Origin of the sequence: Streptomyces sp. NBC_00203 (genome assembly GCF_045206325.1) — a bacterium.
Lineage (GTDB): Bacteria > Actinomycetota > Actinomycetes > Streptomycetales > Streptomycetaceae > Streptomyces > Streptomyces lutosisoli.
The window spans coordinates 9,188,538-9,202,335 of sequence record NZ_CP108126.1 but is presented as its reverse complement, the minus strand read 5'-3'; the positions used below and the strand labels follow the sequence as shown (position 1 = coordinate 9,202,335).

General features: G+C 70.2%; 7 protein-coding genes and 1 pseudogene. 4 read left to right on the top strand and 4 right to left on the bottom strand.

Annotation, left to right across the window (positions count from 1 at the left end):
- Positions 1 to 606 (top strand): histidine phosphatase family protein, encoded by a 606-nt coding sequence (locus tag OG975_RS40795; RefSeq protein WP_406334615.1) that lies wholly within the window; start codon positions 1 to 3, stop codon positions 604 to 606.
- Between the two features lie 32 nt (positions 607 to 638).
- Here the strand turns inward: OG975_RS40795 and OG975_RS40790 are convergent, their stop codons facing one another.
- On the bottom strand, positions 639 to 1,946 hold the full coding sequence (locus tag OG975_RS40790) for a lipase family protein (protein WP_406334614.1): 1,308 nt from the start codon (positions 1,944 to 1,946) through the stop codon (positions 639 to 641).
- A gap of 375 nt (positions 1,947 to 2,321) precedes the next feature.
- Here OG975_RS40790 and OG975_RS40785 point away from each other — a divergent pair, with 375 nt between their 5' ends.
- Together OG975_RS40785 and OG975_RS40780 are read left to right on the top strand one after the other, a co-directional pair.
- On the top strand, positions 2,322 to 5,189 hold the full coding sequence (locus OG975_RS40785) for a peroxidase family protein (protein ID WP_406334613.1): 2,868 nt from the start codon (positions 2,322 to 2,324) through the stop codon (positions 5,187 to 5,189).
- Complete coding sequence (locus tag OG975_RS40780) at positions 5,186 to 6,556, top strand: hypothetical protein (RefSeq protein ID WP_406334612.1); 1,371 nt, start codon at positions 5,186 to 5,188, stop codon at positions 6,554 to 6,556. The genes OG975_RS40785 and OG975_RS40780 overlap by 4 nt, the downstream gene beginning before the upstream one ends.
- Positions 6,557 to 6,563: 7 nt before the next feature.
- Here the strand turns inward: OG975_RS40780 and OG975_RS40775 are convergent, their stop codons facing one another.
- Together OG975_RS40775 and OG975_RS40770 are read right to left on the bottom strand one after the other, a co-directional pair.
- The gene (locus tag OG975_RS40775; protein ID WP_406334611.1) at positions 6,564 to 7,526 is read right to left on the bottom strand and encodes a hypothetical protein; all 963 of its coding nucleotides are present in this window, start codon (positions 7,524 to 7,526) and stop codon (positions 6,564 to 6,566) included.
- Positions 7,527 to 7,536: 10 nt separating this feature from the next.
- A complete protein-coding gene (locus OG975_RS40770; RefSeq protein WP_406334610.1) occupies positions 7,537 to 9,021 on the bottom strand; it encodes an APC family permease in 1,485 nt (494 codons plus the stop codon).
- Positions 9,022 to 9,819: 798 nt separating this feature from the next.
- Between OG975_RS40770 and OG975_RS40765 the strand changes: the two are divergent.
- Positions 9,820 to 11,970, top strand: a pseudogene (locus OG975_RS40765) (TIM-barrel domain-containing protein); the annotation flags it as partial.
- An 18-nt stretch (positions 11,971 to 11,988) separates the two neighbouring features.
- Here the strand turns inward: OG975_RS40765 and OG975_RS40760 are convergent.
- A complete protein-coding gene (locus tag OG975_RS40760) occupies positions 11,989 to 13,782 on the bottom strand; it encodes a bifunctional sugar phosphate isomerase/epimerase/4-hydroxyphenylpyruvate dioxygenase family protein (protein ID WP_406334608.1) in 1,794 nt (597 codons plus the stop codon).
- Positions 13,783 to 13,798: the final 16 nt, after the last annotated feature.

Below are 13,798 nucleotides of genomic sequence, written 5' to 3'. Positions count from 1 at the left end.
ATGGGCGACCTCCTGCTGGTCCGCCACGGTGAGACCGAGTGGAGTGTGTCGGGCCAGCACACCAGCTGGACCGACCTGCCCCTCACCCAGCGCGGCGAGGAACAGGCCAAGTCCCTCTCCCCGCTGCTCGCCGGCCGGACCTTCGCCCTCGCGCTCACCAGCCCGCTGGGCCGCGCGATCCGCACCGCGGAACTCGCGGGCCTGTACGGAGCCGTACCCGATCCCGAGCTGCACGAGTGGGACTACGGCGCGTACGAGGGTGTCACGACGGTCGAGATACACCGCGCCCGGCCGGACTGGTACCTGTGGAACGACGGGGTCGCGCCCGGTCCGGCGGACCATCCGGGCGAGTCACCCACGGAGGTGGGCCTGCGGGCCGACCGCGTGCTCGCCCGGATCGGGCCGGCGCTCACCGAAGGTGATGTGGTCCTCGTGGCGCACGCCCACTTCCTGCGGGTGCTCGCGGCCCGCCGGCTCGGGCTTCCCCCGGCGGACGGTCGGCTGTTCCAGCTCGCCACGGGCACGGTCAGCCGGCTCTCCACCGAGCACGGGCGACCTGTGATCGCCGAGTGGAACGCCACGGGAGCCGCTGCGACGGCTCGCTAGCTTCCACGCCGCGGACATCCGGGAGGCCCCGGCTACAGCACGTCGCCGAACTCGCTCAACACCCCTGGCGGGGCGAGCGCGTTGACGTAGTGGCCGGGGCCGTGGTCGTCGAAGGAGTACGTGAACGGGAGGGTGCGGGTCAGCGCGAGCCGGGTGGCGAAGAAGGCGAGGGGTGCCACGACGGCGAGGCCGGCGAGGCTGTCCATCTGCGGGTAGTGCAGGCCCGGTTCGGTGTTCTCGCTCCAGCCGTCCTCGTGTGTGCCGAGCAGCGGGCGCAGAGACCGGCGGACCGACTCGGTGACGCGGACGCCGAGTTCGCCCCAGCCCGCCATCGGCCAGCCCGCCGTCGGCCGGCTCGTCAGGGTCCGCAGCAGGTCGCCGGGCAGTGACACCGCCTCGATCGCCGTTCCGGCCGCGAAGGCGAGGGCCGTGTCCATCCGTCCGCGCGGCCTGCGGTAGTGGAACTCCCGGCCGAACGGCGCGTAGGGGCCGACGGGCCGGGGCGGCAGTGCGGGGACGACATCGCGGTCGAAGATGTAGCGGATCAGCCGGTCGCGCAGCAGATGCACGCCCTCGGGGCTGGTCGACTCCTCGCACGCCCGGGCGAAGTCGGGGCCGCCGACCATGGGCTGGCCGAAGGTGTAGACGGCCTTGAGCTTCTCGGCGATGCGCCGGTAGCGGGGTTCGTGGGCCAGGACGACGCCCATCAGGGCGGCCATCGCTCCGCCCAGGCTGTGCCCGGTGATGTACAGGGCCTCCAGGCCGTCGCCGCGGGTGCCCTCCTCGCCGGGAATCACCGACTCGCCGCGCAGGGCGCGCTCCAGGGCCTCGACGATCGGATGGCGGGTGGCGCGGACGTTGCGGTAGAAGCCAGCGTGTACCTCGTAGCGCCGTCCTTCGAGCTCGACGGAGAGCGTTTCGGGCCGTACGTCGGCGTCGGTCAGGATGCTGATGATGTCCTCGGGCTGGGTGCCCCGGTAGCAGAGGATCGCGATCCTGCGGTCCTTGTCCTGGATCAGATAGGCGGCCGAGGCGATGTACATCGCGTCCACACGCTGCTCGAACACCCGGCAGTTGTTCTCCTCCAGCCCGAGCCTCGCCATGATCATGGCGACGGTCCGTGGGTCACTCCGCTGGCCGAATCCGGCGTACGCGTACGCCGCGCAGGTCGCCAGGGTGTGCGGGACGATGCCGTCGGGGTCGGGCTGCGCCTTGTCCTCGACCAGGCGTTCCACCAGGTCGGGGTAGACCGGGAAGCCGGCCGGACCCGGCTCGGTGCCGGCCTTCAGCGGGCGCAGTTCGGCGAAGCCTGGCCCCTTGGCGTAGTCGTCGTCGCGCATGGGCGACCTCCCCCGGATCACAGCGGACGCCCCGGCGCGCTCCGAGGCGGGCCGGGTGGGTGTCCAGACTGTCGGGCGCACCGCCGCCCTGTGAATCCGTCGACCGACGTAACCCCCGGTCACACGTCGTCCCCCGGCCATCCCGCGAGCGTCCGGGTGGGGTCGCTGGGAAGCGGAGGCGTTCACGGGGCAGGCACCCCGGTCGGGCGAATGCGCGCTCGCCGCCTTGACGTGCACGAACCGCACCTTTCGTCTAATTGTTCGTAGAGGTGACGAGGAGGCGCACATCGGCGGGAACCCCCGCTGTGGGCGCTCAGGGCCGCCGGTAGCGTGCTGGCCCCTGTCCCGTACGCACTCGTACGAAGGAAACGACCGATGGCCGAGACCGGACAGCACGAACAGCAGTACGAGCAGTACGAAGGCGGCAGCCCCGAGGCGGAACGGCTGGTGTTCGAGCGGCTGGCCCGTGAGCTGATGAAGGTGCAGGTCAAGAACCGGCAGGCGGGTGGCGGCGGGATCTCCCGCACGTTCCACGCCAAGGCGCCGGTGGCCGTGGAGAACGCGCGGCTGCGCTTCCACGACGACCTGCCCGCGGCCCTGCGCGGCGGTTTCGCCCAGCCAGGCGCCGAGTATCCGGCGACGGTACGGCTGTCCAACGCGAGCGGCGTACGGCAGGGCGACGGTTCGCCGGACCTGCGGGGCGCGGCCGTGCGGGTCCGGGTGTCGGAGGGCGAGAGCCACGACCTGCTCGCGACCAGCTATCCGGTCTCGCACGCCCGCAACGCACGCGAGTTCGTGGCCTTCGCCAAGGCGATGGCGGGCGCCCGCAATCGGGTCCAGAAGGCCTTCGGGCTGTTCGTGAAGCTGCCGCTGGCCGTGGGGCTCGGCACCGCGAACCGGATGCGGCGCAATGTCCAGGCGGCGACGCGGCACACGGTCAACTCCCTGGCCAGTGAGACGTACTGGAGCCGGGGCGCGATCCTGTGGGGCGAGGCGGGTCCGGTGCGCTATCTGCTGCGGCCGGCGCCCGGCAGTCCTCCGTCGGCCGCCGCGGACCGGAGCGACCCGGAGTTCCTGCACCGTGAGATCGCCGGGCGGCTCGCCAAGACGGACGTCGTCTTCGAGCTGTGCGTGCAGCGGTACGTCGACGAGCGGCACACGCCGGTCGAGAACGCCTCCGTGGAGTGGAAGGACACCATGGCGCCCGCGGTGCCGGTGGCCCGGCTGACCATCCCCAGCCAGGACCTGAGCACCGCCGAGGCCCGCGCGGCGGCCCGGCGCATCGAGGATCTCGCCTTCAACCCCTGGTACACGACCGACGCCTTCCGTCCGCTCGGCAATATCAACCGGGCGAGGAAGGCCGCGTACCACGCGAGCAGCGCACACCGGCTGGGCCTGCGGTTCATCACGGAGGAGCCCCTGCAGAACAGGCTGCTCGGCCCTCCGACGGGCGCGGCCTTCTCGCTGCTCAACCGGTGGGTGCCCTGGCACCGGCTGCCGTTGCAGCTGAGCCTGCTGAACCTGGTGTTCCTGCGCAAGGTGCTGCGCCGGTTCAATCTGATCGACACCGAGGTGCGCGAGGCGCCGCCGCAGGCGCAGCCCGTGCCGGAGACCATCCCCGAGCGGCTGCGCACGGAGCGGTCCTACGACGGGACGTACAACGATCTGTCCGCACCGAAGATGGGCGCCGTGGGCGCGGCCTTCGGACGGAACCTCAAGCCGGAGTACCGCCCCGACCTGTTCGACACGCCCAACCCGGTCACGGTGAGCCGCCGGCTCCTGTACCGCGAGAGCTTCGTGCCCGCGACCTCGCTCAACATCCTGGCCGCGGCGTGGATCCAGTTCCAGGTGCACGACTGGGTCAACCACCGCCGCTACAAGCCCGGCGAGCGCACCGTCGAGGTGCCGCTGCCGCCCGGCAGCGGGGGCTGGCACAACACGCCGGGCGGTCCTCCCGAGAACGTGATGCGGTTCGCCGAGAACGAGGGCCTCGAACAGCCCGGCAACCGGCCGCCGATCCTCTTCGGCAATGTCGCCTCGCACTGGTGGGACGGCTCCGAGGTGTACGGCGAGGACGAGCCGACCGCACGGTTCCTGCGGGAGCCGGACGGCGGCGCCAAACTCCGCCTGGAGGACGGCCATCTGCCGTCGGGCCCGAACGGCATTCCGCTCACCGGCTTCAACGAGAGCTGGTGGATGGGGCTCAGCGCGATGCACACGCTGTTCGCGCGCGAGCACAACGCCGTGTGCGACGCGCTGCGCGCCGAGTACCCCTCGATGAGCGAGGAGCGGATCTACCACACGGCACGGCTGGTCGTCTCCGCGCTGATCGCGAAGATCCACACGGTGGAGTGGACACCCGCGATCCTCGCCACCAAGGCAATCGACATCGGTCTGAAGACCAACTGGCAGGGCCCGCCGAAGAACTGGCTGAACCAGCTGGGCCTGTGGCTCTTCGAGGCCCACTCCCTGACCGGGATCCCGAAGACGCTGCCCGACCACCACACGGCGCCGTACTCCCTCACCGAGGACTTCGTCACCGTCTACCGCATGCACCCGCTGATCCCGGACGACTTCGAGCTGCGCGAGCACCACTTCGGGCAGCGCCAGGAGACGGTCGGCTTCATGGACATCCAGGGCGGCGCGGCCGAGTCGCAGATCCGCAAGACGGGGCTCGCGAACACGCTGTACTCGTTCGGGATCGCCCACCCGGGCGCCATCACGCTGCACAACTTTCCGCGTTCGCTCCAGCAGTTCGAGCGGGACGGCGAGATCATCGACCTGTCGGTCGTGGACCTCGTACGCAGCAGGCGGCGCGGTGTGCCGCGCTACAACGACTTCCGCGCGGGGCTGCACAAGGAGCGCATCCGGTCCTTCGAGGAGCTGACGCAGAACGCGGAGACGCTGGCGCGGCTCAAGGAGGTCTACCGCTCGGTCGACGAGATCGACACGGTGGTCGGGCTGTTCGCGGAGAACCCGCCGGAGGGCTTCGGCTTCAGCGACACCGCGTTCCGGATCTTCATCCTGATGGCCACCCGGCGGCTGCAGAGCGACCGCTTCCTGAACGTCGACTACCGGCCGGAGGTCTACACGCCGCTCGGCATCGACTGGGTCGAAAAGGGTGGCATGAACTCCGTCATCCTGCGGCACTGCCCGGAGCTGGCGGCGCTGATGCCGCGCGGGGCGAGCGCGTTCGCCCCGTGGCGGGCGGTGCGGCCGACCACCAACGGAGGTGCGGGATGACCACGGCCGATGATCACCCCGGGCTGCGTGACCTCTTCGCGCGGCCCCTGCTGGAGACCGTCTGGCACCGCCGCACCCACCGCGTCAGCCGGGGCGCGTCCGTGCCCGCCGGATCCATGAGCTACCGCTCCACGCACACCCAGCAGCCCCTGTCGGAGCTGGAGGAGGCGGTGCTCATCGCGCTCACCGGATCCACGGGGCTGACGATGCCCGACCGGCCGTTCGAGGACCCGCGGAACGGCAAGCCCATCATGGCCAAGCCCAACATGACCATGACGGGGCGGACGGCGGGCAGCCCGGACAACGCGCAGGGCACGCACTTCTTCCTCATCAACGACTCGGGCACGTACTTCCTGCGCAAGCTGCCGCCCGCGCCCCACGAGCCGTTCGACGCGGCGACGCTGGTCGCGCGGGCCCGTGAGTCGAAGGTACGGGTCCTCGACCAGCGCCTCGACGTCGCCCAGGGGCTGCGGGACTTCCCGGCGTACCTCGACTCGAACCGGTTCCTGTCCAACGTCCCCGGAACCACCGTGTTCCTGCCGGTGGTCGATCTGTCCCACCAGTACATCAACGCCCTGATGTACTTGCTGACGCAGCCGGACGGGGCCCGCCCGACCCTGGTCGACGACCGGAACCTGTACCGCCCGGCCGGGGTGAAGAAGTGGGTCAAGAACGGCTTCCTGAACAAGGACCTGAAGCTCCCGCTCGGCGCGCTCGGCCCCATGCGCACCCAGATCGAGGCGGACCTCCTCCTCCAGAACATGATGCTCACGGCCGAGGCGATGGGTCTGGGCGCCTGGATCCACGCCTCGGTCAACCCGCAGATCGCCCTGGGCGACCCCAAGTTCTCCCGCACGTACGGCAGGATGCTCGGCTTCACCTTCGTCACCCCGCGCTGGCGCCTCGCCGACCTGTGGCGCTGGCACGTCCCGCTGCCCAAGTACGCGACGCTGCGCTCGCATCCGGTGGGGCTCACCTCGCGCGAGGGCGAGCCGCTCATCGCCGCCGCCTGCCCGCCCACGCATCAGTCGATGTCGGACGCGGTGGACGCGGTCATCGCCGCCAAGTTCGGCACGGGCGGGACGTACTCGGACAAGGACGTCTTCGCCCGTATCTACAAGGAGGACTACGGGCAGCGCTATCTCGCCGAGGCCAGCGAGTACGACGAGCGGGTCATCGACTGCGCCCGGGACATCTGCGAGTACATCATCGGCACGCACCGCCGTTTCCCGGCGCACACGGACGCGATCCATGTCCCGGGCATCTGGCTCCAGACGCACCATGTGGAGAGCGAGTACTACGACCGGTTCTTCGTGAACGGACTGACCCCGGCGCACCGCCGGCACGCCGAGCTCTGGGACACCTGACCGCGGCTCACGCCCTGCGCGAGGGCTTATTCCGCCACTTCACGAACTCCTTCTCCGGGTCGCCGGTGTACGACCACGGCGTCCGGCTGGCCCGCCGCCCCAGCATCGTGAACAGCGCGGCGGCGATGTCCGTCGTTCCGGCGTAGCTGGCGGCGTGCGTCAGATAGTTGAGGTCGCGGACCTCCCAGGGCGCCACCGGGCCGTCCGGGCGGTCCGCGATCCAGCGCTGCCAGGTGCGTCGTACGTCGCTGACGGCGGCGTCGTGGTTCCAGTGCTGGCCGAGCCCGACGACCGCGTCCCGCTGTCCCATCGCCCCGTCGAGGATGTAGCGGTACTCCTCGACGCGGGCGAACTGCACCAGAACCGGCAGCGCGTAGCCGGCCGGTGCCACGCCGGCCGCGTCGCGGGCGAAGTCGTACATCAGGCCGTGTGTGCCGTGCCAGCGCGACGAGTAGTAGTGCAGGATCTGGAGATGGCCCTCCATGCTGTACGGGTCGCGGCCGTGCAGTTCGTCCCACCAGCGGCCCAGTTCCTGGCGGCGCACCCCGGCGGGATAGAGCCGTGCGACGGAGATCAGGGAGATCCAGGGCGTGGGGTCCTCGGGGTAGGCCTCGGCGGCCTGGAGACAGGCCAGCACCGCGCGGTCGATGCGGTTCTGGTCGATGGGCACGCCCCGGCCCGCGGCGATGGCCAGGTTGAAGGCCCTGGCCACGTCGGTCGCGGCCCGCAGCACCAGGGCGTCGGCGCTGCGGGGTTCGGCGGCCAGCCAGGACTCGACCGTCGAACTGCCCGCGCAGGCCGGCGCGAGCAGCCGGATCCGGTGACTGCGCACGGACCAGTCGGCGCTCGTGTCCCGCAGCAGCTCACGCAGGCCCTGCCAGCGGCCGATGACGATGTCCTGGCGGGCGGAGGTGAGGGGTCTGTCCCCGCAGTCGGGGTCGAAGTCGGGGGTGAAGCGGTCTCCCGCCATCGGGTCCCTCTCAGAAGTCGGTGGGGAGACCCTCGTGGACGCGGGACCGTTCGGTCGCCGCCGCGGTGGAGTAGCCGTCGGGGATGTAGTCGGTCTCGACGACCTGGGTGGCGTCCAGCTTGGCGGGCCGGTAGTAGTCGCTGCCCTGCTTCCAGTACCAGAGCATGGGGATCAGGCCGACGGCGATGCCGCCGATGCCGATCGCGATCGACGCGTCGCTCAGGTCGCCCAGCGACTCGACGAAGATCCAGAACATGAACAGGGCGCCGAGGAACGGCCACAGCCCGCCGAAGAGGAAGTTGGCCGGGGACTTCAGCAGCATCTTGCGGTAGGCGACGACCACCGCGAGGCCGGCGAGGCCGTAGTAGACGGCGATCTGCAGGCCGATCGCGGCGATGGCGTCGGAGAGGATGTCACCGACCGAGCCGAGGGCGTTGGACGTCACGAACATCACCAGGGCCACCGCGCCGACCACGACGATGGCGACCCACGGGGTGTTCCACTTGCGGTGCACGCGGCCCAGCGCCTCGGGCATCGTACGGTCGCGGCCCATCGCGAACAGTGAGCGGGTGACCTGGATGAGCGTGGTCTCCAGGGTGGCGATGGTGGACAGCATCACGGCGACGATGAGCAGCTTGCCGCCCCAGCCGGGCCAGATCTCCTCGCCGAGTACGCCGAGGACGTTGGCGTCGTTGTCCTGGATCTGCTTGTCGGTGAGGATCACGTTCACCGCGATGGTGAACACCTCGAAGAGGAGGAAGACGATGCCGACGCCGATCAGGCCCGCGAGGCCCGTGGTGCGGCGGCTGTCCTTCGTCTCCTCGCTGAGGTTGCTGGTGACGTCCCAGCCCCAGTAGTAGAAGGCGGCGATGAGCGCGCCGGACGCGAAGCCGCTCACCCCGTCGAAGTGGCTGAAGCCGAGCCAGGACCACTCGAAGGACCGGGCGTTGTGGCTGTGCAGCAGGGCGCCGACCGCGAAGACGGCCAGGATCGCCAGCTCCACACCGGACATCACGAGCTGCGCGCGTACGGTGAGCCGGGCGCCGCCGAGCACCACGAGCAGCATGACCAGGAACCAGCCGGCGCCGACCGCGGTGGCCAGCGCGGTGTTGTCGGCGAGCCCTTCGTCGAAGAGGGACAGCGTCATCGCGCCCGCGGGCAGCGAACCGGCGACCATGAAGATGGTCGCGGAGATGACCAGCGCCCAGCCGCTGATGAAGCCGAGGAACGGGTGGAGCGTGCGGCCGACCCAGGAGTAGCTGGCACCCGCGTTGACGTCGATCCGGCCGAGGTAGCTGAAGGCCAGCGCGATGCCCAGCATGGGTATCGCGCAGTACAGGAGCGCCGCGGGGCTGCCGAGGCCCACCGCCCCGACGAGGACCGCGGTCGTCGCGGCCAGCGAGTACGCGGGGGCGCTGCCCGCGACCGCCATCACAACCGTGTCGAACGTACCGAGGGCGTTGGCCTGAAGCCCTCTGCCCCTGTTGTTGCTCATGCTCGCGCTGCTTTCCGTCCTGCACGGCGCGCGGGCAGGCAGGCCCGGCAACGCCGTGTTGCAAGTGGGGGGTGTGAAGGTCGATGCCGTACAACCGCCGTCATCGGGCAGAGGGTCGCTCCGCAGGTGAGGTGATGATAGCCGTGGTGATTCACCTTTCAATGTCAACTGGCCGGTAATTTACGGTCACTCAGCGGCACCGACCTCCGCGACCTTTGACGCGCTCCATTGACATGAACCTGCAAGCACGGCCACCCTTCATGCTTGAACATGCACGATCGGACACTGTTTCAAGCACCAGTAAACATCACGCCGTTGGTTTGAGTGGAGATGCGTACCGTGCGAAGACTCCGACACCGTTCCTGGGCCATGGCGGGGCTCGCCACCGCCCTGGCCGTCACCGCGCTGAGCGCCCCGGCGCGGCCCGCGCTCGCGGCGACCCCGGCGAGCGCCGTCCTCGACGACACCCACCAGAGCGTCAGCTGGCAGAGTCCCGTCTACGCCAAGGGCACGTCCGGCGGCCCCGAGAGCTGCCCGTCCGCCGCCGACGACCCCGACAGCAAGGCCTGCGACCGCTTCGACGTGAACGTGTCGGTGCCGCAGGGATATTGGGCGGACAACCCCGAGGGCGGCGTACCGGTCTCGATCGACTGGCAGCACCCCACCGACGACTTCGACCTGTACATCTACGACGACACGGGCAAGCAGGTCGCCTCCAGCGCGGGCACCGCCGACCCCGAGGCCACCGTGATCCCGAACGCGTCGGGGACCTACCACGTGCTGGTCGTGCCGTACGACGTGCACGACAACGCGTACACCGGGAAGGCGTATCTGCCGCGGACGACGGACGCGGGCGATCTCACGTCCTTCAGCGGGAGCGACGGCAGCTACACCATCAAAGCCGGACAACTCCAGGCGAGGGCCGACTTCTTGGCGGGCGGCCAACTGCGCCTCCAGGCCGACCCGTCCGGTTCACTCACCGACCCGGCGGGCACGGCCATCGTCCGCGAGCAGCCCGCGCCGCAGAAGCACACGACGTCCTTCGACGCGGGCGCGTACTACGGCATCCGCTCCCCGGACGCCGTCCTGCGCGTCTACAAGACGCCACTGCGCTTCGGCCTCTACAAGCCCGACAACCGCACCCCCATCTGGCAGGAGGACAAACCGCTGCGCTGGTCCACCAGCGGAATGCGGCAGAGCCTGACGCGCGGCACGGACGAGCAGTTCTTCGGGGGCGGCGAGCAGAACGGATCGTTCTCCCACCGCGATCGGACGATGTACGTGGCGAACAACTTCAACTGGAACGAGGGCGGCTACAACAACTCCCAGCCCTTCTACCTCTCCAGCGCGGGCTACGGCGTCTTCCGCAACACCTTCGCGCCGGGCGTGTACGACTTCGGCTCACCCGTGCGGACCGGGCAGCAGGAACGGCGTCTGGACGCCTACTACTTCCTCGGTGACGCGAAGAAGGTGATCGGCACGTACACCGCGCTGGTGGGCAAGCCGTTCATGCCTCCGGTGTACGGGCTCGAACCGGGCGACTCCGACTGCTACCTGCACAACGCCAACCGGGGCGAACGGCACACCCTCGACGCGCTGAAGATCGCCGACGGCTACACGGCGAACGACATGCCGCTGGGCTGGATGCTCGTCAACGACGGCTACGGCTGCGGTTACGAGAACCTGGCCGAGACCGCGAAGGGCCTCCAGGACCACCACGCCCAGCTCGGCCTGTGGACCCAGGACGGCATCGACAAACTCGCCGACCAGGTGAAGGCGGGCCAGCGGGTGGCCAAGCTGGATGTGGCCTGGGTCGGCAACGGCTACGGCTTCGCGCTCGACGCCTGCGACAAGGCCAAGGCGGGCATCGAGGAGAACAGCGACGCGCGCGGCTTCGTCTGGCTGCCCGTCTCCTGGGCCGGCGCCCAGCGCTGCGGTGTCCTGTGGAGCGGCGACCAGAAGCTGTCCTGGGACTACATCCGCTGGCAGATCCCGACATACGCCGGAGCCACCATGTCGGGCATCGCGTACAACACCGGTGACGTGGGCTCGATCTACCGCCACGACCCCAAGATGTACACCCGCGACCTTCAGTGGAAGGCGTTCCTGCCCGCCATCATGACCATGGACGGCTGGGCCTCCGACCTCACCACCGGCAAGCCCGCCGACCAGCAGCCCTGGCTGGACGGCGAGCCGTACACCTCCATCAACCGCACGTACCTCCAGCTGAAGGAGCGCCTGCTCCCCTACATGTACACGCTTTCGGCGGAGGCGACGAAGACCGGAGTGGGAGCGGTCCGTCCGCTGTGGCTCGAATACCCGGACGACCCCGGGACGTTGGGCGCGAGCGCGAAGTACGAGTTCCTCGCCGGCTCCGACTTCCTGGTCGCCCCGGTCTACCAGGACTCCGACACCCGCGACGGCATCTACCTCCCCCAGGGCACCTGGACCGACTACTGGACGGGCCGCACCTACCAGGGCCCGACCACCGTCAACGGCTACCAAGCTCCGCTCGACACCCTCCCCCTCTTCGTGAAGAGCGGCGCGATCGTCCCCATGTGGCCCAAGGGAACGACCAGTTGGCAGACCCGCGACCGGCACGAACTGGACTGGGACCTGTACCCGCGGGGGAACAGCGGCTACACGCTGTACGAGGACGACGGCGTGACCCGGAACTTCGCCGAGGGAGCGTCGGCGACCCAGCGGGTGACGGTCCACGCCTCCGCCGGTGAGACCGCCGTGAACGTCGGTGCGAGCAAGGGCAGTTATCAGGGCAAGCCCGAGACGCGCTCGTACCGCTTCACCGTGCACGGCGAGTCGGCGCCACGCCAGGTGCTCCTCAACGGGCTCCCGCTGCCCCGCACTTCCTGGTCGTACGACACCGACAAGGGGGTGACGACGGTCGAGACGCCGAGCCTGACGCTGGACCGGGCGTTCTCGGTACGGCTCCTTCGGTAGACGGGGGCGTCAACGCCCCGGTCGTCCCGCCGCGTGCTGCGCGGCGAGGCGCACCGGGGCGTTCTGCGCGCCGTAGCCGCGGTAGCCGCCGTCGCGCTGGACGAGTTCGAAGAAGACGCGGCCGACGGTCTCCGTGTAGCAGTGGCGGAACTCGCCGTCCTGGTCGCGGTCGTAGAGGATGCCGAGCTCGCGGTACGTCTCCAGCTCGCCGTCGGCGAACTCATGCCGTGCGGCCAGGTCGTCGTAGTAGTTCGCGGGCATCGGCAGCAGGCGCCCGCCGGCATCGCGGAACCGGCGGGCGGCGGCGACCACGTCATCGGTGGCGAGCGCGATGTGCTGGGCGCGGGCGCCGTCGTCCGTAGGCGCGGGGCCGACGCCGAGGGCGATGCGGACACTGCCGTCGGCGTTGGTGACGGCGCGGCTGCGATGCAGGCCGTACGGGTCGGCGACGTCGACGCTGTCCTGCGCGCTCAGCCCGAGCACGCTGCTGTGGAAGAGGGCGGCCTCGTCGAACTGGTGCCAGGGCTGGGTGAGCGCCACATGGTCGATGCGGGTCGTGGAGGGGGTGTCCGCCCGGTGCTCGACGGGCGCGAAGTCGCCTGTCCAGCTGGGGAGTTCGGGGCGGTCGGTGGCGCAGAAGAACAGTTCGGTGCCGTCGGGGGCGGCCACCGCGTCGAGGGGCGCGTCTTCGAGCGCGCGGCGGCGCGGCAGGACGGGGGCGAGGAGGGATTCGGCGCGCCGGGCCGCGGCCGCCGGGTCCGGTGACTCCAGGCCGATGGCGGCGAGCGCGGTGCCGTCGCGGCGGGCGGCCGGTCCCGTGTTGACCAGGACGCGGGCCTCGCCCTGCTGCCAGAGGTCGACCGGCTTGCTGCGGTGCCGGGCCGTGCGGGTGAAGCCGAGGGCGCCGAGGACCGCGGTGACGGGCGCGACGTCGGGCGTGACGAGTTCGGCGAAGGCCACACCGGTCGGCACCACGGGGGCGGGCGGCGTCGCGAGCCCGGTCGCCTCCTGGAGGACGAGGAGGGAGCGCCGGGCGTCGACGGCGGTCGGCCCGGCCTCGGCCTGACGGAAGACATCGTTGAAGACTTCGAGGGAGAGCGGCCCCCGGTATCCGGCGCTCATCACATGCCCGAGCAGTCCGGCGATGTCGAAGCCGCCCTGGCCCGGAAAGCAACGGTAGTGGCGGCTCCACTGCAGCACATCCATCGCCATCAGCGGGGCGTCGGCGAGCTGCAGGAAGAAGATCTTGTCGCCGGGGATGTCCTCGATGCCCTTGGGGTCCGAGCCACGGGCGAGGATGTGGAAACTGTCCAGACAGGTACCGAGAAACGGGTGGTCCGCGGCCTCGACGATGCTCCAGGCATGGTCGTACGTACTCACGTGCCGCCCCCAGGCCAGCGCCTCATACGCCACCCGAACGCCGAACTCCTCGGCCAGGCCGGCCAGTCGGCGCAACTGCTCCGCCGCGAGCGCGTCGTCGTCCACGGCGAGCGGCGAGACGCTGGAGCACACGAGCACGGTGTCCGCGCCAAGGCGCCCCATCAGCTCGAACTTGTGCCGCGCCCGCCGCAGATTGCGCGCGAACTCCTCCTCCGGCACGGCCTCGACGTCACGCATCGGCTGATACAAGTCGATACTCAACCCGAGGTCCGCCGCGCGGGCACGGATCTCCTCGGGCGCGAGAGGGCTCGCCAGCAGATCATTCTCAAAAATCTCCACCCCATCGAACCCCGCCCGAGCCGCAGCCGTGAGCTTCTCGGTCAGGGACCCGCTGAGCGAGACAGTGGCGATGGACGTACGCACGATGATGCTCCTTAAC